This window comes from Micromonospora sp. DT231 (assembly GCF_049847025.1).
In the GTDB taxonomy this organism is placed as follows: domain Bacteria; phylum Actinomycetota; class Actinomycetes; order Mycobacteriales; family Micromonosporaceae; genus Micromonospora.
The window spans coordinates 164110-184491 of sequence record NZ_JBNCNO010000004.1; the positions used below are offsets into that span (position 1 = coordinate 164110).

The following is a 20382-nucleotide window of genomic DNA, read 5'->3' on the forward strand; positions in this document are numbered from 1 at the left end:
GGGTCGGGTCAGTTGAGCGCGACGTCCGGCGGGAAGTGCGCGACCGCCGCCATCATCCCGCCCTGGCGGCGCAACACCATCGGCCACAGATCGTCGGGCCGGTCGACGAAGGCGTCACCGGGCAGCCCGTCCAGCACGAACCAGGAGCCGTCCGCGATCTCCTGCTCCAACTGACCGCTGCCCCAGCCCGAGTAGCCGGCGAAGACACGGATGCCCCCGATGCTCTCCCGCAACCGCTCCGGGTCGACCGAGAGGTCGATCGTGCCGACCGCTCCGGAGACCTGGTGGAAGCCCTTCAGCCGGCGCATGGGGTGCCGCATGCGGGCCAGGCAGATGGCCGAGTCGGGCTGCACCGGACCGCCCTCGAAGAGCACCGCCGGGTAGCGGGCCAGGTCGCTCCAGTCACCGAGCACCTCGGCGACCGGCACCTCGGTGGCCCGGTTCAGCACCACGCCGAGCGCGCCGCCCGGCTCGTGGGCGACAAGCAGCACCACCGTACGGTCGAAGTTCGGGTCCTTGAGCGCCGGAGTCGCGACCAGTAGCCGCCCGGTCATCGACTCCATCGCTCGTCCGCCGATCGCCTGACCCTCTCCCTGCATCCCACACACCCGTCAACCGTGAGCCCGCGCCGCGGATCGGCCATCTGCCGGATCCGCCCGGTGCATCGAGATCAGCCGTGCTGTCAACGCCATGCCTGGCACCATAGCCTGCGTCCCGGGCGCTGGCTAAGGGCTGACCGGCAGGTGAGCTGACAGTTAAGACAGCTCGCTGTTCGTGCCCATGCCCTGACCAGGCACGGGCGCGGCTGGCCGGAGAAGCCCGCGGGAAACAGCCGAAAGGTCCGTCACATCCCGATAGATTCGGCTGATCGGGAGGGACGACTGCTGTCGTCCCTCCCGCGACACGGAGGCGGGTGGCGATGGCAACGGTCCGGGACGCGACGTACGACGTGCTCCGCACCCTCGGCATGACCACCGTCTTCGGCAACCCCGGCTCGACGGAGGAGCCGTTCCTGCAGAACTTCCCCGCCGACTTCCACTACGTCCACGCGCTCCAGGAGGCGACGGCTGTCGCGATGGCCGACGGCTACGCCCAGGCCAACGGGACAGCCGCCCACGTCAACCTGCACACCGCCCCGGGCACCGGCAACGGCATGGGCAACCTGGTCACCGCCTGGCACAACAAGACGCCGCTGATCGTCACGGCCGGCCAGCAGACCCGGGAGATGCTGCTGCTCGAACCTCGACTGGCCAGCCGCCGGCCCACCGAACTGCCGCAGCCGTACGTCAAGTGGGCCTACGAGCCGGCCCGGGCGCAGGACATCCCCGCGGCGGTGTTGCGGGCGTACGCGACGGCGGTGCAGCCACCGGCCGGGCCGGTCTTCCTCTCCCTGCCGATGGACGACTGGGCCCAGCCTGCCGACCCGCTGCCCGCGCCGCGAACGGTGGCCACCCGGTTCGCGCCGGACCCGCAACGGCTCGACGAGTTCGCCCGGGTCCTGGCCGGCAGCGACAACCCCGTGCTGGTGTACGGGGCGGGGGTGGACCGCTCCGGTAGCTGGCCGACCGCAGTCGCGCTCGCCGAGCGACTGGCCGCACCGGTCTGGTCGGCTCCCGCGCCCGAACGCGCCGTGTTCCCGGAGGACCACCCGCACTTCCGCGGGGTGCTCCCGTACGCGATCGGTCCCCTCGCCGAGGCGCTGCGCGGCCACGACACGGTCCTCGTCGTCGGCGCTCCGGTGTTCCGCTACTACCCGTACGTGCCGGGTGGGCACCTGCCGGACGGCGCCCGGCTGCTGCACGTCACCGACGACCCCGACGAGGCCGCGCGCGCACCGGTCGGGGACAGTCTGCTCGGCGACCCGGGGCTGACCCTCGCCGCGCTGCTGGACCGGGTGCCGCCGGCCGACCGGCCACCGCCCGCACCCCGGGACGCACCGACCCGGCCGGAGATCACCGCCCCGCTGAGCGCCGACGCCCTGTTCGCCGGGCTGGCCGCGCACTGGCCGGCGGACGGCGTGCTGGTGCAGGAGTCACCGTCCAATCTGTCCGCACTGCGCCGGCAGTTGCGGATCAGCCGCCCGGCGTCGTACTTCACGATGGCCAGCGGCGGCCTCGGCTACGGTCTGCCGGCCGCGGTCGGGGTGGCGCTCGCCGAGCGGGACACCGGGCGCGGTCGTCCGGTGGTGGCGGTCATCGGCGACGGCTCGTTCCACTACTCCGTGCAGGCGCTGTGGACCGCCGCGCGTCTCGCACTGCCGCTCGTGGTCGTCGTCCCGGTCAATCAGCAGTACGCGATCCTGAAGGCGTTCGCCGAGCTGAAGGACACTCCCGGGGTGCCCGGCCTGGACCTGCCGGGGTTGGACATCGTCGCGATCGCCGCCGGCTACGGCTGCGCCACCGAGGTGGTCCAGACGCCCGACGAGCTCGGCGCGGCGCTCGCCACCGGGCTGCGTGCCGAGCGGCCGACAGTGCTGCCGGTGCCGATCAGCACCGACGTGCCCAGCATCCTCTGAACCGGCCCGGCGGCTCCGGCACCGCCCGGTCAGCGTGGGGCGATCGACAGGGGTGCTCCGGTGGCGACGTCCAGGACCGGCCGGGCGCCCAGCGGCGCGCCCAGGGTGACGGCGACCGGTTCCAGCTTGAGCACGGCGATGCAGTTGCCGGTGGCCCGGGTGACGCTGCCGCCGACCACCACGACGTCCGGCCGTTCCCACACCAGCGGCGTGATGCCGGTGTCGCAGGCGCCGACGCCGAGCCGCACGGTCATCCGGACGTCGTCGACCGCCTGGATGTTCTGGGCGCCCACCAGACCGTCGGCCAGCGGACGGGCGGGTGCGGAGGGCTCGGGAACGGGCGTGACAGCGGTCGGCGCGACGGCGAGCCAGGCCACCGGGGTGGCCAGTTCCTTGATGGTGAACAGCCAGGCCGGGACCTGCGCCGTACCCCGGCTCGTACGGACCGGCACGGCACCGAACGTCACACCGGTGACGGTGAGCGAGAGACAAGCCGTCTGCGTCGCACTACTTGTGGCCCATCCGTCCGGCCCTGGTTCGACTGTGGGGCCGCCGGGGGTCGGCCGGCCGGTCCGCTTGGGTCGTCCCGGGCAGGGCAGCGGATCGCCCTGGTCCAGTTGCCGGTACGCCTCGGCGGCGCTGACCAGCGGCAGCGTCAGCCGTCCGTCCGGGAAGCGGATCTCGCCGCCGACCCGGGTGGGCGGTATCGGGACCTGCGCGCGGTACCACCCGGCCAGGTAGGCGGCCTCGGTGTCGGGGGTGAAGCGCGGGTCACCGGTGAGCACCGTGGGCCCCTCCAGCGGGACGTACCCCGTGCTCCAGTCGGGGCCGGGTCGCCACGCCTCGGTCACCTCGGCGGCCCGCTTCTCGAACGCCTCGCCGCCGGGCGACGGGTAGCGGGGCGCGACGGGCAGATCTGCCACCGGCGCGGCGCAGCCCGCCGTGAGCAGCAACGGGAGTACGAGCAGCAGGGCCGGTCGACGCATGTACGGTTCGACGCCACCGCCGACCCCCCGGTTCCCGGTCGACTGCTCAGGTTTCGCCGCCCAGGTCCGTCTGGTACGCCTCCCAGAGCAGGTCGGCGCCGCGCCGCCGGTGCCGGGCCAACCTCCGCAGCAGGTGCCCGGCCCGGTGCCGCAGCTCGTCGGGGTCGACCTCGGGCCGCTCGGCGACCCGCTGGACGGCGAGGATCGCGGCGATGATCCCCGCGTGCTCCCGGGTCAGCACCCGTACCCCGTGGTGCAGCCGTGGCGACTGGGTGAGCAGCTCCCGGTAGAGGCCACCCGGGCCCTCGGTGGCGCGGACGTGTTCGGCGAACCCGTGCCCCACCGGACGCAGCCGGTGCAGGATCTCTTCCCGCCAGCGCGGCTCGGTGGGGGGCACGGTGACGGCCCGGCCGAACGCGTGGACGTCTCCGGCCAGCCCGGCCGGGCGTGGCTCACCGGGCAGCCCGATGGGGTGGTGCGGTGCGGCGGACGGCCGGGCGACGAGTGACGACTGCTGGACCGGACCGGTGACCATGGCACCTCCCGCGCTGCGCTGCTACCCCATACCGCGATGGTGAGCCCGCCCGACCGACCTGTAAAGGCCCTGGGGATGCTCATCTGCCCCAATGGTCCCAGGAGTCCCGCGCGTCCCAGTGGGAGCGGACACCGCCGCTCAGCCGAGCTGGGGGTGCTCCGCGAGGCGGCGCAGTTGGCGGGCGACGGCGTGCGCGTCGCCGTCCCGACCGTCGACGGGCCGGCCCGTCGTGATCGCGTCGGCAAGCGCGCGCAACTCGGACGGGGGCAGGCTGGTCAGCCCCATGCCCTGCAACGCGACGGTGACTCGGCGTCCATCCGAGCGGTCGGTCGCGATGATGGCGGGCGCCCGTCGCCGATCCGCCGGAAAGTCGTCCGCCGCCTCCCGATCCGACAGCTCCGTGGCGTCGATCCGGGCGGTGGCGAGGTCGACGCGGTGGGTCCGAAGCGCGCCCCGGACCCGGACGTGGCTGCCGTCCAGCCAGGCGGCCGTGCGGAGCACCCGCAGCACGAGGTAGATGCCGAGCAGGACGAACGGCAGGCCGCAGAGCCCGATGAACGGGCTCGGTCCGGCCTGTTCCGCGCCGCCGTCCCGCAGCGCGGGTGGCAGCATCCCCGGCGGCAGGTCGCGGGCCTCCTCATAGGAGGAGAACGGGTCACCCGGGCCGGACAGCCGGCCCAGCACCCCGCCGGCGACCAGCGGCAGCACCACGAATGCCGACGCGACGGCGGTGACGAAGACGCCCACCACCACCGCCCACGTGCGCTGCGCGGGTGAGGCGCCCACCGACAGGCGCAGCTCCTGGTTCGTCACAGGGGGCAGCGTAGGCGAACCGCGTACACGACGAAGCGCCCCGGCTGGTGGGCCGGGGCGCTTCGCTCGAGGTGGTGGAGGTGCCGGGAATCGAACCCGGGTCCTTCGCCGGTTTGTCAGGGCTTCTCCGAGCGCAGCTCGCTGTGCCTCTACTCGGCCCCACCGCTCACGCGAGCAAGTTGGTGTGACGGGCCCAGTCGCTGATTAATCTCGCCGCACGGACCCCGCGACCGGGTCCGGTTGGCCAGCCTCCTAGCTGATGCCGGCTACTGGGACGAAGGCGTTCCCAGACCGACAGACTTAGCTACTCGCCTCAGGCGGCGAGAGCGAAGTCAGCGCGTTGGTTATTGGCGCTTATAAAGTTCCGACGACCGATTCTCGAGACGACGTCGGCTTCCTCGGCTCGCTTCCCCTGTCGCTGCGTACGAAGTCGAAACCAGTCACCCCCTCGACAGGCCGCCGATGTGGCGGCACTGACAAGACTAACGCCTGCCGCAACAGCTTTCATCCCGAGCCCCGGGCCGGTGTGCCGACCCGGACAAAAAGGATGAACTAGTCGTCCATTCCCTTGCCGCGTCGACCGGACACCCGGGCGATCTCCCGGTCCGCGTCCCGCTTGGCGAGGTCCTGGCGCTTGTCGTACGACTTCTTGCCCTTGGCCAGGGCGATCTCGACCTTGGCCCAGCCGTCGGAGAAGTAGACCTGCAACGGGACGATCGTCAGACCGCCCTCGCGGGTCTTGCCGACGAGCTTGTCGATCTCGACCCGGTTGAGCAGCAACTTGCGGGTACGCCGGGGCTCGTGGTTGGTCCAGGTGCCCTGCGTGTACTCCGGGATGTGCATGGCGTGCAGGAACAGCTCGCCGTCCCGCTCCTGGGCGAACGCGTCGACGAGCGACGCGCGCCCCGCCCGCAGCGACTTGACCTCGGTCCCGGTCAACGCCATGCCGGCCTCGTACGTGTCGAGGATGGCGTAGTCGTGGCGTGCCTTCTTGTTGGAGGCGACCACCTTGCGCCCCTTTTCCCGTGGCATCGGTGCCACCCCCTCTCCGCCGCTGTCCGCGCGCCGAACTCACCTCGGCCGGACAACCGATCATGCTACCGGAACTACAAGGACCCTCCCGCGCCGTTTATTTCCGGCGGCGAGAGGGTCCTTGTGGAGACGGGACGACCCTAGACCCGCAGGTAGAAGCGCAGGGTGATCCAGGCGGTGCCCGCGCTGATCAGGCCACCGACGCCGGCCATCAGCGGGAAGACGACAAGGATGTCGCTCCAGGAGATCGGCGAGAGCAGGCCCTGCAGCGCGCTCAACGAGCGGTCGAAGAGCAGATACTTCGCCGCGATCAATGCCACCAGACCGAGCAGCGAGCCGATCAGGCCGGCGACCACGGCCTCCAGCACGAACGGCGCCTGGATGAACCAGTTGGAGGCGCCGACCAGCTTCATGACCGCCACCTCACGCCGCTTGCTGTACGCGGCGACCTGGATGGTGTTCGCGACCAGCAGCAGGGCGGCGATCGCCATCACGATGGCGGCAGCCAGGGCGATGTTCTGGATCGAGGTGAGGATGTCGAAGATCTTGTCGAGCAGTCGACTCTGGTCGATGATCTCGTCGACACCCGCGCTGTTCTTGTACTGCTCGTAGATGTCCCGGTACTGCTCCGGGTTGTTGAGCGTGAGCCGGAACGACTCGGGCAGCTGGTCGGGCTTGACCACGTTCACCAGGTCGGGCGCGTCCTGGTACATGACCTTGAACTTCTTGTACGCCTCGTCCTTGTTGACGTAGACGACATCCTTGACCAGGGGGTCGCTGTCGAGCTTGGCGTTGAGGTCGGTGCGCTCCTGCTCGCTCACTTCCTGCTTCAAGAAGATCGAGACTTGGATGTTCTTGTAGTAGGTGACCTTCATGTCGTCGACCTGGCGGTACATGAGACCGCTGGCGCCGAGCATGGTCAGCGAGACCGCCATCGTGATGATCATCGCGATGGACATGGTCACGTTGCGCCACAGTCCGACCAGTACCTCGGACAGGACGTATTTCACGCGCATCGGGATTTCCTCCGGGTCTCCGGCATGAAGTGTTCGTCGTCAGGCTGCGCAGGGGTGGAGAGCCGGCTCACCCGTAAACGCCGCGGGCCTGGTCACGCACGATACGACCGCTCTCGATCTCAACGACGCGGCGGCGCATCTGGTTGACGATGTTGGAGTCGTGGGTGACCATCACGACGGTCGTGCCGGTGCGGTTGATCCGGTCCAGCAGGCGCATGATCTCGATCGAGGTGTCCGGGTCCAGGTTTCCGGTGGGCTCGTCCGCCAGCAGGATCAGCGGACGGTTCACGAACGCCCGAGCGACGGCGACCCGCTGCTGCTCACCACCGGAGAGCTCGTGCGGGTAGCGGTGCTCCTTGCCACCGAGCCCGACCAGCTCCAGCACCTCCGGCACGACCCGGCGGGCAACCGCCTTGGTCTTGCCGATCACCTCGAGGGCGAACGCCACGTTCTCGTACGCGGTGCGGTTCGGCAGCAGCCGGAAGTCCTGGAAGACACAGCCGATCGAGCGCCGGAAGTGGGGTCGCTTCCAGGAACGCATCGACGTGACGTCCTTGCCGTTGACGACGACGCGGCCCTTGTTGGGGGCGACCTCGTGCAGCAGCATCTTGATGATTGTGGACTTGCCGGAGCCGGATGGACCGATGAAGAAGACGAACTCGCCCTTCTCGATCGAGACGGACACGTTGTCGAGCGAAGGCCGGGACGCCTTCGGGTACGTCTTCGTCACTTGCTCAAGCTGAATCACGGGTGGTGAGTCTACGCGGTGTAACAACTGAGCCAAGCCCCACGCCCCGCCGATCCGGCACGAGTCGTCGAATCAGGCCTCTACCTGGAGATCGACGACGCGTTCCGCCCGCGTGTCGTTACGCTCCGTCGCCGGCGAGTTGCCGCTGCTTACGCCAACGGATGCCCGCCTCGATGAAACCGTCCAGATCGCCGTCGAACACCGCGCTCGGATTGCCGGTCTCCTGCTCGGTTCGGAGATCCTTCACCATCTGATACGGGTGCAGGACGTAGGAGCGCATCTGGTCGCCCCACGAACCGGCGGCGTTCTCCTTGAGCCCCTCCAGCTTGGCCTGCTCCTCCTGGCGCTTGCGCTCCAGCAGTCGGGCCTGGAGCACCCGCAGCGCGGAGGCCTTGTTCTGCAGTTGGGACTTCTCGTTCTGACAGGTGACCACGATGCCGGTCGGGATGTGGGTCAACCGGACCGCCGAGTCGGTGGTGTTGACGCTCTGCCCACCGGGGCCGGAGGAACGGTAGACGTCGACGCGTACCTCGTTCTCCGGGATGTCGATGTGGTCGGTCTGCTCGGTGACCGGCAGGACCTCGACGCCCGCGAAGCTGGTCTGCCGGCGGCCCTGGTTGTCGAACGGGCTGATCCGGACCAACCGGTGGGTGCCCGACTCGACGCTGAGCGTGCCGTACGCGTAGGGCACCTTGACCGCGAAGGTGGCCGACTTCAGACCCGCCTCCTCGGCGTAGGAGGTCTCGTAGACCTCGGTCGGGTAGCCGTGCCGCTCCGCCCAGCGCAGGTACATCCGCAGCAGCATCTCGGCGAAGTCCGCGGCGTCCACGCCACCGGCGCCCGCGCGGATGGCGATCAGCGCCTCCCGGGAGTCGTACTCGCCGGAGAGCAGGGTGCGGACCTCCATCTCCTGGATGGCCTTCGTCAACCCGGTGATCTCCGACTCGACCTCGGTCAGCACACCCGGGTCGGCCTCGGCCTCGGCCAGCTCCAACAGCACCTGGGCGTCGTCGAGGCCGGAACGGAGGCTGCCCAGCTTGCTGATCTCGCCGTTGACGTACGACAGCTGCGAGGTCACCTGCTGAGCCTTGGCCTGGTCGTCCCACAGGTCGGGGGCCGAGGCCTCCTGCTCCAGGCGCGCCTTGTCCTCGTAGAGTCGGTCGAGGTTGAGGACGGCCTCGATGTTTCGCAGGGTCGCGTCGAGTTCCTTGAGCTGTTCGGCGTAATCGGCAGCGGTCACGACAGGTAAGCGTACTGCGCGAACGACGATTGAGCTTGCGAGCCCCGCGGTCCGGCGCGAAAGCGACACTCCGCCACCCCGCGCCGAGCAGCGCGGACCCGCCGGGCGACGCGGGCGGAGATCACCCGACCGGAGCGGTCTTCAACCAGGACAGGGCAGCCCGGTGATAGGCGACGGCGAACTCCAGCGCGCTGGCGTCGTACGTCTCCCCATCCCGTTTGGCGTTCTTCACCTGCTCGCGGACCTGGGCGAGGGCCTCGGTGTGGTATTCGTTGGCCGAGGCGTACAGGCCCTTGAGCTGGCTGGCGGAGTGCAGGTTGCCGAACGCCATCCGCAGCGCTATCGGGTTGCGGATGGTGTCCCGCCCCGGGTTCTCGGCCAACCAGCGGGAAAATGTCCGTTTCCCGCTGGCGGTGAGCGCGTACGGCTGGCTCATCCGCGGCCCCGGCTTCCCGAGCCGCACGAAACCCCGCTCGGCCAGCACCGGCAACTCGCGGTAGACCTGACTGCGCGTCATCGACCAGTACGGCGCCAGACGGCGCTCAGCAGCGGCCATCAACTGACCACCTGTCATCGGGCCCTCGTGGAGGAGGCCGAGCAGGGCCGCCGCCGTAGGGTTGACTCCGGAATCCGCCATGCCCCCTACGCTGCCACTTTGCGCACCCGGCGTCCAGGATTTGCCGGTTTGCCACCCAACAGGACTTCCTAAGTGCACTGTCGGCGGCAGACTGTCCGTTGAGGACTATCGATGGATCACGAGCCCCGACCGACCCACCGGCGGCGCCGCACGCCGCCGGCGGGTCATCGCCGCAGGTCAGCCCATGTGGGGGTACGTGTGGTCGGTCGGCGGCACGAAGGTCTCCTTGATCGTCCGCGGCGACACCCAGCGGACCAGATTGAGCCAGGAGCCCGCCTTGTCGTTGGTGCCACTGGCCCGGGCGCCGCCGAACGGCTGCTGCCCGACCACCGCGCCGGTCGGCTTGTCGTTGATGTAGAAGTTGCCCGCCGCGTACCGCATGCGCTCCGCGACCGCGTCGACCACCCGGCGGTCGGTGGCGAACACCGAGCCGGTCAGCGCGTACGGGGCGATCGACTCGGCCTGCGCGACCACGTCGTCGAACCGGGCGTCGTCGAACACGTGCACGCCCAGGATCGGCCCGAAGTACTCGGTGGTGAAGGTCTCGTGGGCCGCGTCGCCGCACTCGAAGAGCGTCGGCCGGACGAAGTAGCCGACCGAGTCGTCGGCGGTGCCACCGGCCAGCACCCGGCAGGAGTCGTCGCCGCCGATCAGCTCCAGCGCGGCGGTGTGCCGGGCGAACGCCCTGTCGTCGATCACCGCGCCGCCGAAGTTGCCGAAGTCGGTCACGTCCCCGTAGGTGAGCGAGTCGGTGGTGGCGGCCAGCCGGTCCCGCAGCCCACCCTCCCAGATCGAGCGCGGCACGTACGCCCGCGAGGCCGCCGAGCACTTCTGGCCCTGGTATTCGAACGCGCCACGGATCAGCGCGGTGTGCAGCGCGTCCACGTCGGCGCTCGTGTGCGCGACCACGAAGTCCTTGCCGCCGGTCTCGCCGACGAGGCGCGGGTAGCCCCGGTAACGGGAGATGTTGTCGCCGACGGTCCGCCACAACTGCTGGAAGACCTTCGTCGAGCCGGTGAAGTGGATGCCGGCCAGGTCCGGGTCGGCGAGCACCACGTCGGAGACCTCCTCGCCCCGACCGGTGACCATGTTGATCACACCGGGCGGGAGGCCGGCGGCCTCGAACAGCCGCATGGTGAAGTGCGCGGCGAACTGCTGGGTCGGACCCGGCTTCCAGACCACCGTGTTGCCCAGCAGGGCCGGCGCCGACGGCAGGTTGCCGGCGATGGCAGTGAAGTTGAACGGGGTGACCGCGTAGACGAAGCCCTCCAGCGGGCGGTGGTCGAAGCGGTTCCAGACGCCGGGAGAGGACGCCGGCTGCTCCTCCAGCAGGCGACGCGCGAAGTGCACGTTGAACCGCAGGAAGTCGATGAACTCGCACGCCGCGTCGATCTCCGCCTGGATCGCGGTCTTCGACTGGCCGAGCATGGTGGCGGCGTTGAGGGTGTCGCGCCACGGGCCGGCGAGCAGCTCGGCGGCGCGAAGGAAGATCGCTGCCCGCTCCTCGAAGGGCAACGCGCGCCACATCGGAGCGGCATCCTTGGCCGCCTTGACCGCGGCGCGAGCGTCGTCGTGGGTGGCGTGCGCGGTCACGCCCAGCACGTGCGCGTGCCGGTGCGGCTGCACCACGTCGATCGAATCACCGCCGGCCATCCGCTGCTCACCGCCGATGGTCATCGGCAGGTCGATGCGCTCGGCGGCGAGCTCGGTCAGCCGCCGCTGGAGCCGGTCCCGGTCGGGGCTGCCCGGCTCGTAGTTGCGAACCGGCTCGTTGCGCGGCTCGGGAACGGAGAACACGGCATCCATCAAGGCTCCTGGCGATCTCGACAGCAGTGGCGAAACCGGACCCGCGGGCACCGACCGGACGGCCGGACACCGGACGCTACCCGGGAGGGCCGAGCAGCGGCGGGACCTCCCGTGATTCTCCCACGAAGGGCTGCGCACCCTGCCTCCGCCATCGCCCTTCCACCAAGGACCGACCCACCCCTCCTCTCCTTACCGACCGGTCCTCCCCGTTCGTCCGACCGACCGGGTTCGATACGGCAACCCGCACGCGTCCCGCGCACCACCTCACCCCGCGTCGGGTGGTGCTCTACACCGCCGGGCCGCGCGCTGAGCCGTGCTTCGCACCGGCCGCGCTTCGCGCCGGGGTGGGCCTCGGCGGGGACCGGTCGGGCCGCCGGTGTCGCTGTCGTGCGCGGCGGCGGGACGCCCAGCGGAGCCGCGTACCCTGAATGGTCGGTGACCTGCCGCCTCGAAGGGGAGACGATGACCAAGCAGCCCGGCCGCGTCCCGGCCGCGGAGTCGCACGAGCCGGCGGCCGCCGCGGCAAGCCCGAGCAGCCGGCCGCTGCCCGCGCCCGGCGCGGCGGTGCTCGCGCTGCTGGCCCTCGGCTGGCTGGCCGCCATGCTCTGGTCCACCCGGCAGGCCATCAGCTCGGCGGCGGCCGGGGTGACCGCGATCAGTCTCTCCGCGTTCGCCCTGCCCGGCGTGATCTCGGCCGCGCTCGTGTGCGGGGCGGCCGTCGCGCTGGCCGGCGGCAACCTGCTGGCCCGCCGGTACGGCGACTGGGCCACCCTGCGCTTCGCCGGGGCGATCGGCGGCGGAATGCTCGTCGGGCTGGCGGCGGCGATTGCCATCAACCTCACCTACTCCGACACCTCGATCACAAACGTGATCGCCGGCACCACCGCCGCCGCCGCGATCATCGGTGGCGCGGTGGCCGCCGCGCGGACCGCCCCGGCGGTCGGCGCGGTAGTGACCGCCGCACTGGGCACGCTTGTCTTCGTGGTCGCGTTCAGCAAGGCCCGGGACCCGCTGTTCGACCTCTTCGGGGCCGGCGACAGCCAACAGTCGGTGGTCGACGCGGCCAAGTGGGTGTCCCGCACCGAGTCGCTCGTCGCGGGGCTGCTCGCCGGGCTGCTCGCCTTCGGTTACCTGAGCTGGGCGCGGCGCCGGGCGCTTCGCCGCGATCCTGCCGCTCCGGCGCTGCGCTGGCCGGCGTACCTGCTCGCCGGCGCCGGGCCGGGACTGCTGCTGCTGCTCGCCGAGGTGATCATCCGGATCGGCGGCCGGTCACTGCTCGACCTGGCCAGCGCACTCAGTGAGGCGGACGCGGTGGCGCAGACCTCGCTGGGCACCTCGCGGGTGGACAACGGGATCTGGGTGCTGTTCGTGGGGGCGCTGACCGCGCTTGTCGCGTTCGGCCGCACGCTCGGCCCGGCCCAGACCGACGACGACGACGAACCAGCCGACAACCCGGACACCGTCACGAACCAGGCCGACGCGGAGGACGACGAGCCGGACCCGGCCGAGGCGTTCGACCCGGCCGAGGCGTTCGACGCCGACCCGGCAAAGGCGGATCCGGCCCGCTGACACCGGGCGGGGAATGACGCCCGGCTCGTGCCCGCAGGCGTTCGGCGCGGCGGCAGGCGTTTCCGGCGGCGGCTCAGCCGGCCGCGTGCAGCAGCAGGTCCAGCTCCGTCACGTCGTACCACTCCAGCTCGTGGTCCTCCGCGCCGTCGACGGTGAACTGGGCGTCGGGATCGCCGGCTGCCGCCTCGGCCACCACCTGGGCCGCCGCGGCGACCTCCTCGACCGCGTCCGCACCGTCCACGTGCAGGGCCGCGACGGCACCCACCGGCACGGCCTCGGCCAACGTCACGGTGCTGGAACCCAACTCACCGTCGCCCCGCCCGACCGCGCTCGCCGGCAGGTCGACCGAGACGACGACGCGCCGGCGGGGAGCGGTCGGATCGGCCCGGAGCAGGTGCAGCGCCTCCTGGGCGGCCCGGGTGAACGCGACGTACTCCAACTCCTCCTCGTCACCCTCGGCGTACCACTCGCGCAGCGCCGGGGTCACGGCGTGCGCCTGCTCGGCGACAAGCCCTTCCGCGCGCAGTCGGGCCAGCATCGGTACGGTCGCCGGCACGTACACCCGGACACGTTCATCGGTCACCTGTCGTCTCCCCCGCCTCGTCCCGCGCCGGCGTCCGCCGGCACGGGCGCAGATCATGCCGCACGCCGTGACCGTCATACACCCCGACTCCGGCCGGTGGAAGCTCCCGCCCGGTGTGTCCCCGTGCGGTCGACCTCCCGTCGGACCGGCCAGGCTGCTGGGCCGCCCGGGCTGTCGGTGGCAAACTAAGCCAAACGACCTCAACCCCGGGAGTTCCTGTGGAGCCACGGTTCCTGTTGCTCTCCGACGTCGCCACCGAGCTGAACGTGTCGGACTCGCAGGTCTACCACATGGTGCGCAGCGGTGAACTGCCGGCGATCAAGATTGGTGGACGAGGTCAGTGGCGCGTCGAGCGCGCGCGGCTGGAAGAGTACATAACTCGCAAATACCAGGAAACCGCCGACTGGGTGCAGAGCAACCCCCTGGTTGACCGCGAGCCGGAGTAGCCGGCCCGCCGTGGTCGACCAGGCTTCGGGGAAGGCCGGGGTGTCTGCCGCCGTGATCGACTCCGAATCACGGAACTGGGGGTGTCGCGGCGGCTTGGACACCGCGTTGTTGGCAGAACCGAGTGGATCAGGTTGCGCGACGGGCGGGTTGCTCCGCCAGCCATTGACCGATGCCGCTCTGTCATTCAGACTCGACGGTGTCGAAGGCAAACGAAGGCAAACGCAAGATCAAGGGGGCAGGATGAGCCAGGCGCGACAGGGACCCTCCCGGCCAGCCGTGCGACTGCGCCCCGTCCCGCCCGTCGACCCGCCATACGTCGACGAGATCGACGGGTCATACTGGCCGGCGCCCACCCACGGTCAGCTCGCCCTCGACCTGTTCGCCGCGACCCGCCCAGACCCGACCCGCCCAGACCCGATCCGGCCAGCACAACGCCGGGCCGCCCTCCGCGCCGCGCCCAGCCGGTCCACCACCCACCCGGTCACGCCGGCACCGCCGGCGACCGCCCCGGAAGCCACCCGAGCCGCCCACCGGTTCGTCGGCAGTTGCCTGGAAGTGATCAACGGCTACCGTTCGCCGACGCAGGTACGGGCACTGCTCGACCCGGTCCGAGCAGATGATCTGCTGACCGAGTTGGCCCGAGCGGGTGAGTTGCTCACCGAGTCGGTCCGCACCTCCGGGCGGGCGGGGTCACCTCGCCGCCGAGCCGGCCGGCCGTTGGCCCGGCTGCTCCGGCTGCGTGTCTGCGAGCCCCGGGAGGCGGCGGTGGAGGCAGCGGCCGTCCTCACCGGTGCGGGCGGTCGGAGCTGGGCGATGGCACTCCGGCTGGAGCATCGCCGGGGCCGCTGGCTCTGCACCGCCCTGCACATCCTCTGACCACAGCCGATCGCGCGACCCCAACGCCACGCGAACCCACACCGCGCGACACCCACACCGCCCACACCGCGCGACCCCACGCGTCCTCATTCGAGAGGGTTGGAGACGCCGAACGGGTCCCGGCCTGGTCGGCCGGGACCCGTCGGTCAGGTGCTGTCGGGTCGGTCAGTTGCCGCCGTTGGGGGCACCGTGGCAGCGCTTGTACTTGCGGCCCGAGCCACACGGGCACGGCGCGTTGCGGGACGGGCCGTTGCTCGCCTCGGCCTGGTTCGCTGCCGGTCGACGGGAGGCGGCCGACGGAACGGCCGGGCCGCGGAGCCCGGCGGCCGGACGCTGCGGGGCGGACGGGGCGGTCCGGCCCGGTGCCGCCGGAGCGCCCGGGGCCGGTCGGCCCACACCGAGTGCCGGGGCCTGCTGCTCGGCCTGCTCGATCACGGGAGCGCCGGGGCTGGCCTCGCCGTCGATGGTGGGCGCGGAGTATTGCAGGCCCTGCCGCCGCGGCGCCTGGTTGAGGCCCTTGGCCCGGATCTCGACCGGCTTGTCGAGAAGCGCGACCTCGTCGGCCCCTGCCTCCGGCTCCGGCTCGGTCACCTGGACGTCGATGTTGTAGAGGAAGCCGACCGTCTCCTCCTTGATGCCCTCCATCATGGTGGCGAACATGTCGAAGCCCTCGCGCTGGTATTCCACCACCGGGTCGCGCTGGGCGTACGCCCGGAGGTTGATGCCCTCCTGGAGGTAGTCCATCTCGTAGAGGTGCTCGCGCCACTTGCGGTCGATGACCTGGAGCAGCACCATCCGCTCGAGCTGACGCACCCCCTCGGTGCCGAGCTCTTCCTCACGCCTGTCGTACGCGGCGTTGGCGTCGTCCTTGAGTCGGGCGACGAGGAAGTCGGCGTCCATGCCGGCCCGCGAGCCGCCGGCCTCCTCCTCCAGCTCCTCGATCGTCACGCCGACCGGGTAGAGCTGCTTCAGGCTGGACCAGAGCTGCTCGAGATCCCAGTCCTCGCCGTAGCCGTCGGAGGTGGCACCCCGCACGTACGCCTCGACGGTGTCGTCGATCATGTTGCGCACCTGGTCGGAGAGGTCCTCGCCGTTGAGCACGCGGAGCCGCTCGGCGTAGACGACCTGGCGCTGCTTGTTGAGCACCTCGTCGTACTTCAGCACGTTCTTGCGGATCTCGGCGTTCTGGCCCTCGATCTGAGCCTGGGCGCTCTTGATCTGCCGGGTGACCATCTTCGACTCGATGGGCACGTCCTCCGGGATGTTGAAGCGCTCCATCACCGCCTCGACCGCCCCGGCCCGGAACCGCCGCATCAGCTCGTCCTGCAGGGACAGGTAGAAACGGGACTCGCCCGGGTCACCCTGCCGGCCGGCGCGACCGCGCAGCTGGTTGTCGATCCGCCGGGACTCGTGCCGCTCGGTGCCCAGCACGTAGAGGCCACCGGCGGCGGAGACCTCGTCCGCCTCGGCGTCGCAGGCCTGCTTCCACGTGGGAAGGACCTCCTCCATCGCCTTGGCGTACTCCTCCTCGTTTTCCAGCGGGTCGAGGCCGCGCTGGCGCAGCTCGTTCGCGGCGAGGAACTCGGCGTTGCCGCCGAGGAGGATGTCGGTGCCGCGGCCGGCCATGTTGGTGGCCACGGTGACCGCGCCCTTACGCCCGGCCTGGGCGACGATCTCGGCCTCCCGCGCGTGGAACTTGGCGTTCAGCACGTTGTGCGGAATGCCACGGCGGCGCAGCAGCTGGGAGAGGATCTCGGAGTTTTCCACCGAGACGGTGCCCACCAGCACCGGCTGGCCCAGCTGGTGCCGCTCGGCGATGTCCTCGATGACGGCGTTGAACTTGGCCTTCTCCGTCTTGTAGATGACGTCCGGCCGGTCCTCGCGAACCATCGGGCGGTGGGTCGGGATCGTCACGACGCCGACCTTGTAGACCTTGTTGAACTCGCTCGCCTCGGTCTGCGCCGTACCGGTCATCCCGGACAGCTTCTCGTAGAGGCGGAAGTAGTTCTGCAGGGTGATGGTGGCAAGAGTCTGGTTCTCCTGCTTGATCTCCACCCCCTCCTTGGCCTCGATCGCCTGGTGCATGCCCTCGTTGTAGCGACGGCCGTGCAGGATGCGACCGGTGAACTCGTCGACGATCAGGACCTCGCCGTCGCTGACGATGTAGTCCTTGTCGCGCTTGTAGAGCTCCTTGGCCTTGATGGCGTTGTTGAGGTAGCCGACCAGCGGCGTGTTCACCGACTCGTACAGGTTGTCGATGCCGAGCCGGTCCTCGACCTTGGCGACGCCCCGCTCGGTCACCGCGATGGTGCGCTTGGAGTGGTCGACCTCGTAGTCGCCCTCGCCGTCGGTGCCGGGCTGGAGCCGGGCCACCACTCCGGCGAACTCGCCGTACCAGCGGGCCGAGTGCTCGGCCGGGCCGGAGATGATCAGCGGGGTGCGGGCCTCGTCGATCAGGATGGAGTCGACCTCGTCGACCACGGCGAAGTTGTGGCCGCGCTGCACCAGCTCTTCCTTCGACCACGCCATGTTGTCGCGCAGGTAGTCGAAGCCGAACTCGTTGTTGGTGCCGTAGGTGATGTCGCACTCGTAGGCGGCCTTGTGCTCGGTGGCCGGCCGGTTGGGCAGCACCACGCCGACGGTCAGCCCGAGGAACTCGTGCACCCGACCCATCCACGCCGCGTCACGCTGGGCGAGGTAGTCGTTGACCGTGATCACGTGCACGCCCTTGCCGGACAGCGCGTTGAGGTAGACGGCCATGACCGAGGTCAGCGTCTTGCCCTCACCGGTCTTCATCTCGGCGATGTTGCCGAAGTGCAGCGCCGCGCCGCCCATCACCTGGACGTCGTACGGCCGCTGGCCGAGCACCCGGGCGGCCGCCTCGCGGGCCACCGCGAACGCCTCCGGCAGCAGGTCGTCGAGGGTCTCCCCGTCGGCGAGCCGCTCGCGGAACTGTTCGGTCATGCCGGCCAGTTCCTCGTCGGTGAGGTTGACGTAGTCGTCCTCGATCGAGGTGACGGCATTGGCGATGGCCTTGAGCCGGCGCACCATGCGGCCCTCGCCCGCGTTAAGGACCTTTTCCAGAATCGACACGGATCAACGCTCCCCTAGACAGTCTCGAACCATCGTAGGCGCTCCATCGGCGCGATGGTCACTGGTGGCGGTGGTCGACTCCGCCGAACCCGACATAACTCGCGTCCTGCGCACCTCTCGAACGTTATCCGGTTACGCCGTCGGCGAACGGTGCGGCACGATGCTCGGGTGGAGCCCGTGGAGATCATCGAGGACGGCGTGCTGCTGCGACCCTGGCGCGGCACCGACGCCGACGCGGTACACCGGGCGTGCCAGGATCCGGACATTCAGTACTGGACAACTGTGCCACGCCCCTACCGGCCCGAACACGCCCTCGGCTTCGTCACCGAGATGAGCGAGACGGCCTGGGCGGAGGGCACCGGAGCGCCGTTCGCGGTCTGCGACCCGGCGACGGGTGAGCTGCTCGGCTCGTGCGGGCTGGTCTCCATCGAACGGGGCGGCACCGGCGAGATCGGTTACTGGACCGCCCCGTGGGCGCGCGGCCGGGGCGTGACGGTCCGGGCCATCCGGGCGGTCGCCCGCTGGTCCTTCGACACCCTCGGGCTGCGCCGGCTGATCTGGCAGGCCGAGGTGGGCAACCACGCCTCCCGGTTGGTCGCCCTCCGGGCCGGTTTCCGGATCGACGGCCGGCTGCGGCTGGCCAACCCGGCGACGCGGTCCGACGCGGACGGCTGGATCGGCTCGTTGCTGCCCGGCGAGGTGCCCGCCCCCGGGGAGACCGGGCCGGCCGGTCCCGGCACCCTCGCCGCCCGGCGTGCCGCGGTCTTCGGCCGCCCACAGCCCACCCTGTTCGCCACCGCCGGGGCCGTCGAGCTGCGGATCCGGCCGCTTGAGGAGCAGGACCTGGATGCCGTCGTACAGACCTGCCGGGACCCGGAGACCATCCGCTGGACGACAGTGCCGGACCCGTACGAGCAGGCCGACGCACAGGGGTTCCAGGTCTACGCCGAGTCCACCTGGGCTCGGGGCGAGGCCGCCTGCTTCGTGGTCGCCGACCCGGACGACAGGTACGCGGGCACGATCGACCTGCGGCTCTCCCCCAGCGACGCCCTGGTGGCCGACGTCGGCTTCATGACCGCCCCGGCGTTCCGTGGCCGGGGGTACCTGCCGGCCGCGCTCGTCGCGATCAGCACCTGGGGCTGCACCACGCTGGGCCTGGCCCGGATCGAGTGGAAGGCGAACGTGGGAAACACCGCCTCCCGGCGGGTCGCCGAGAAGGCGGGCTTCACGTTCGAGGGGACCGCCCGCGGCGGGGTGCAGCACCGGGGCGAACGGGTCGACGCATGGGTGGCCGCGCTGCTCGCCAGGGAGCTGGGCTGATGACCCTGCGGCAGGTCGTCGAGGCGCACGGCGTACGGCTGCGTCCCTTTCGGGCCGAGGACACCGCCGACGTGGTCGACGGCTGCGCGGACCCACTGACCCAACGCTTCGTGTCGAACCTGCCCACGCCGTACACCCGGACCGACGCCCGGTGGTGGATCGACGTCGGCGTCCCGGCGGCCTGGACCGGCGGCGGCGCGGCGTACGCCGTCGCGGACCCGGCCACCGACCGGCTGCTCGGCGCGGTGGGGCTGAACAACCCGGTGCCCGCGCGGGGCCAGGCCGAGATCGGCTACTGGCTGCGGCCGGCGGCGCGTGGGCGCGGACTGGCCGCCGCGGCCACCCGCGCGCTGAGCGAGCACGCGTTCGCCACCGGCACGGCTCGACTGGAGCTGCTGACCGACCCCGAGAACGGCCCGAGCCAGCGGGTCGCGCTGGCCGCCGCCTTCCGCCACGAGGGTTCGCGCCGGTCGGCCGGGTCGGGCCGCGCGGGGAGTCGCCACGACCTGCTGGCCTGGGTACGCCTCGCCGACGACCCACCCGGACCGGTCGCTCGGCTGCTGCCCGACCTGCCCGGCGGGGTGCTCACCGACCAGGTGGTGAGTCTGCGCCGGCTCGCGCCGGACGACGCCGACCTGATGTACCGGCTGCACAGCCGACCCGAGGTGGTGGCGAACCAGGCGCCGCCCGTGCCGCCGACGCGGGAGGCGATCGGGCGACGGTGTCGTCTCGCGGAGAGCGGGTGGCTGACCGGGGAGATCGCCCGACTACTGATCACGGACGTGGCCAGCGGGGAGCCGGTGGGCAGTTGCGGGCTGTCGTACACCGACGTGGCGGCCGGCGAGGCGTCGGTCGGCTACGCCTTGCTGCCCGACTGGCGCGGCCGGGGGTACGCGACCCGGGCGGTCCAACTGCTGGCGGACTGGGCGTTCGGGCCGGTGGGGATCGCCCGGCTGACCGCCGGCACGGTGCCGGACAACACCGCGTCGCACCGCGTGTTGGAGCGGGTGGGGTTCCGGCGTGAGGCACTGCAGCGCGGCCGGCTGCCCGGGTTGGCCGGCGCCCGCCTGGACGACCTGACCTTCGCGCTGCTCGCGGCCGACCGGCGGCGCTGACGAGCGGCCGACCGGCGCTGAACACGGGCGTGGATCACGGGGCTGCGGTGG

General features: G+C 71.1%; 18 protein-coding genes and 1 other RNA gene. 6 read left to right on the forward strand and 13 right to left on the reverse strand.

Annotated elements, in window-relative coordinates; all coding sequences use genetic code 11:
• Positions 1–8: 8 nt before the first annotated feature.
• Entirely contained in the window at positions 9–599 is a 591-nt protein-coding gene (locus ACPXBU_RS12210) for a YqgE/AlgH family protein (RefSeq protein WP_357098712.1), read from the reverse strand.
• A 320-nt stretch (positions 600–919) separates the two neighbouring features.
• On the opposite strand from ACPXBU_RS12210, the gene mdlC reads away from it, so the two are divergent.
• Positions 920–2515: a benzoylformate decarboxylase gene (gene mdlC / locus ACPXBU_RS12215; protein WP_393366720.1), complete on the forward strand. Its 1596-nt coding sequence runs from the start codon at positions 920–922 to the stop codon at positions 2513–2515.
• 29 nt (positions 2516–2544) lie between these two features.
• Here the strand turns inward: mdlC and ACPXBU_RS12220 are convergent, their stop codons facing one another.
• The 10 genes from ACPXBU_RS12220 to pruA all read right to left on the reverse strand — a co-directional run bounded on the left by ACPXBU_RS12220 (position 2545) and on the right by pruA (position 11328).
• Positions 2545–3501, reverse strand: a complete 957-nt coding sequence (locus ACPXBU_RS12220; RefSeq protein ID WP_425758124.1) for a hypothetical protein — start codon at positions 3499–3501, stop codon at positions 2545–2547.
• 46 nt (positions 3502–3547) lie between these two features.
• On the reverse strand, positions 3548–4036 hold the full coding sequence (locus ACPXBU_RS12225) for a hypothetical protein (RefSeq protein ID WP_393366716.1): 489 nt from the start codon (positions 4034–4036) through the stop codon (positions 3548–3550).
• A gap of 138 nt (positions 4037–4174) precedes the next feature.
• Entirely contained in the window at positions 4175–4849 is a 675-nt protein-coding gene (locus ACPXBU_RS12230) for a hypothetical protein (RefSeq protein ID WP_425758125.1), read from the reverse strand.
• A gap of 72 nt (positions 4850–4921) precedes the next feature.
• Positions 4922–5297: a transfer-messenger RNA gene (gene ssrA / locus ACPXBU_RS12235) on the reverse strand.
• Between the two features lie 104 nt (positions 5298–5401).
• Positions 5402–5881, reverse strand: coding sequence for an SsrA-binding protein SmpB (gene smpB / locus ACPXBU_RS12240; protein WP_393366712.1), 480 nt, complete (start codon positions 5879–5881; stop codon positions 5402–5404).
• 140 nt (positions 5882–6021) lie between these two features.
• Positions 6022–6897, reverse strand: a complete 876-nt coding sequence (ftsX, locus tag ACPXBU_RS12245) for a permease-like cell division protein FtsX (protein WP_393366710.1) — start codon at positions 6895–6897, stop codon at positions 6022–6024.
• 67 nt (positions 6898–6964) lie between these two features.
• Positions 6965–7645: a cell division ATP-binding protein FtsE gene (ftsE, locus tag ACPXBU_RS12250; protein WP_030331491.1), complete on the reverse strand. Its 681-nt coding sequence runs from the start codon at positions 7643–7645 to the stop codon at positions 6965–6967.
• A 118-nt stretch (positions 7646–7763) separates the two neighbouring features.
• On the reverse strand, positions 7764–8885 hold the full coding sequence (gene prfB / locus ACPXBU_RS12255) for a peptide chain release factor 2 (protein WP_393366709.1): 1122 nt from the start codon (positions 8883–8885) through the stop codon (positions 7764–7766).
• 121 nt (positions 8886–9006) lie between these two features.
• Positions 9007–9522, reverse strand: a complete 516-nt coding sequence (locus tag ACPXBU_RS12260) for a PadR family transcriptional regulator (protein WP_099850731.1) — start codon at positions 9520–9522, stop codon at positions 9007–9009.
• Between the two features lie 177 nt (positions 9523–9699).
• Positions 9700–11328: an L-glutamate gamma-semialdehyde dehydrogenase gene (gene pruA, locus ACPXBU_RS12265; protein ID WP_425758126.1), complete on the reverse strand. Its 1629-nt coding sequence runs from the start codon at positions 11326–11328 to the stop codon at positions 9700–9702.
• Between the two features lie 462 nt (positions 11329–11790).
• On the opposite strand from pruA, the gene ACPXBU_RS12270 reads away from it, so the two are divergent.
• Positions 11791–12897: a hypothetical protein gene (locus tag ACPXBU_RS12270; protein WP_425758127.1), complete on the forward strand. Its 1107-nt coding sequence runs from the start codon at positions 11791–11793 to the stop codon at positions 12895–12897.
• A gap of 73 nt (positions 12898–12970) precedes the next feature.
• Here ACPXBU_RS12270 and ACPXBU_RS12275 read toward each other — a convergent pair whose 3' ends face one another.
• Positions 12971–13480 (reverse strand): DUF6912 family protein, encoded by a 510-nt coding sequence (locus tag ACPXBU_RS12275; RefSeq protein WP_425758128.1) that lies wholly within the window; start codon positions 13478–13480, stop codon positions 12971–12973.
• A gap of 218 nt (positions 13481–13698) precedes the next feature.
• Between ACPXBU_RS12275 and ACPXBU_RS12280 the strand changes: the two genes are divergently transcribed.
• The gene (locus ACPXBU_RS12280; RefSeq protein WP_393366701.1) at positions 13699–13926 is read left to right on the forward strand and encodes a helix-turn-helix domain-containing protein; all 228 of its coding nucleotides are present in this window, start codon (positions 13699–13701) and stop codon (positions 13924–13926) included.
• Between the two features lie 241 nt (positions 13927–14167).
• Positions 14168–14803, forward strand: coding sequence for an Rv3235 family protein (locus tag ACPXBU_RS12285; protein WP_425758129.1), 636 nt, complete (start codon positions 14168–14170; stop codon positions 14801–14803).
• 165 nt (positions 14804–14968) lie between these two features.
• Here ACPXBU_RS12285 and secA read toward each other — a convergent pair whose 3' ends face one another.
• On the reverse strand, positions 14969–17896 hold the full coding sequence (secA, locus tag ACPXBU_RS12290) for a preprotein translocase subunit SecA (RefSeq protein ID WP_393366698.1): 2928 nt from the start codon (positions 17894–17896) through the stop codon (positions 14969–14971).
• Between the two features lie 168 nt (positions 17897–18064).
• Between secA and ACPXBU_RS12295 the strand changes: the two genes are divergently transcribed.
• Both ACPXBU_RS12295 and ACPXBU_RS12300 read left to right on the forward strand, forming a co-directional pair.
• Complete coding sequence (locus tag ACPXBU_RS12295; RefSeq protein ID WP_425758130.1) at positions 18065–19216, forward strand: GNAT family N-acetyltransferase; 1152 nt, start codon at positions 18065–18067, stop codon at positions 19214–19216.
• Complete coding sequence (locus ACPXBU_RS12300) at positions 19216–20331, forward strand: GNAT family N-acetyltransferase (protein ID WP_425758131.1); 1116 nt, start codon at positions 19216–19218, stop codon at positions 20329–20331. Before ACPXBU_RS12295 ends, ACPXBU_RS12300 begins: the two co-directional genes overlap by 1 nt.
• Positions 20332–20382: the final 51 nt, after the last annotated feature.

Coding starts and splice junctions, on each gene's coding strand:
- ACPXBU_RS12270 (WP_425758127.1), top strand. CDS start 11,791: ATGACCAAGCAGCCCGGCCGCGTCCCGGCCGCGGAGTCGCACGAGCCG.
- ACPXBU_RS12285 (WP_425758129.1), top strand. CDS start 14,168: ATGAGCCAGGCGCGACAGGGACCCTCCCGGCCAGCCGTGCGACTGCGC.
- mdlC (WP_393366720.1), top strand. CDS start 920: ATGGCAACGGTCCGGGACGCGACGTACGACGTGCTCCGCACCCTCGGC.
- pruA (WP_425758126.1), bottom strand. CDS start 11,328: ATGGATGCCGTGTTCTCCGTTCCCGAGCCGCGCAACGAGCCGGTTCGC.
- ACPXBU_RS12300 (WP_425758131.1), top strand. CDS start 19,216: ATGACCCTGCGGCAGGTCGTCGAGGCGCACGGCGTACGGCTGCGTCCC.
- ACPXBU_RS12260 (WP_099850731.1), bottom strand. CDS start 9,522: ATGGCGGATTCCGGAGTCAACCCTACGGCGGCGGCCCTGCTCGGCCTC.
- ftsX (WP_393366710.1), bottom strand. CDS start 6,897: ATGCGCGTGAAATACGTCCTGTCCGAGGTACTGGTCGGACTGTGGCGC.
- ACPXBU_RS12220 (WP_425758124.1), bottom strand. CDS start 3,501: ATGCGTCGACCGGCCCTGCTGCTCGTACTCCCGTTGCTGCTCACGGCG.
- ACPXBU_RS12225 (WP_393366716.1), bottom strand. CDS start 4,036: ATGGTCACCGGTCCGGTCCAGCAGTCGTCACTCGTCGCCCGGCCGTCC.
- ACPXBU_RS12210 (WP_357098712.1), bottom strand. CDS start 599: ATGCAGGGAGAGGGTCAGGCGATCGGCGGACGAGCGATGGAGTCGATG.
- smpB (WP_393366712.1), bottom strand. CDS start 5,881: ATGCCACGGGAAAAGGGGCGCAAGGTGGTCGCCTCCAACAAGAAGGCA.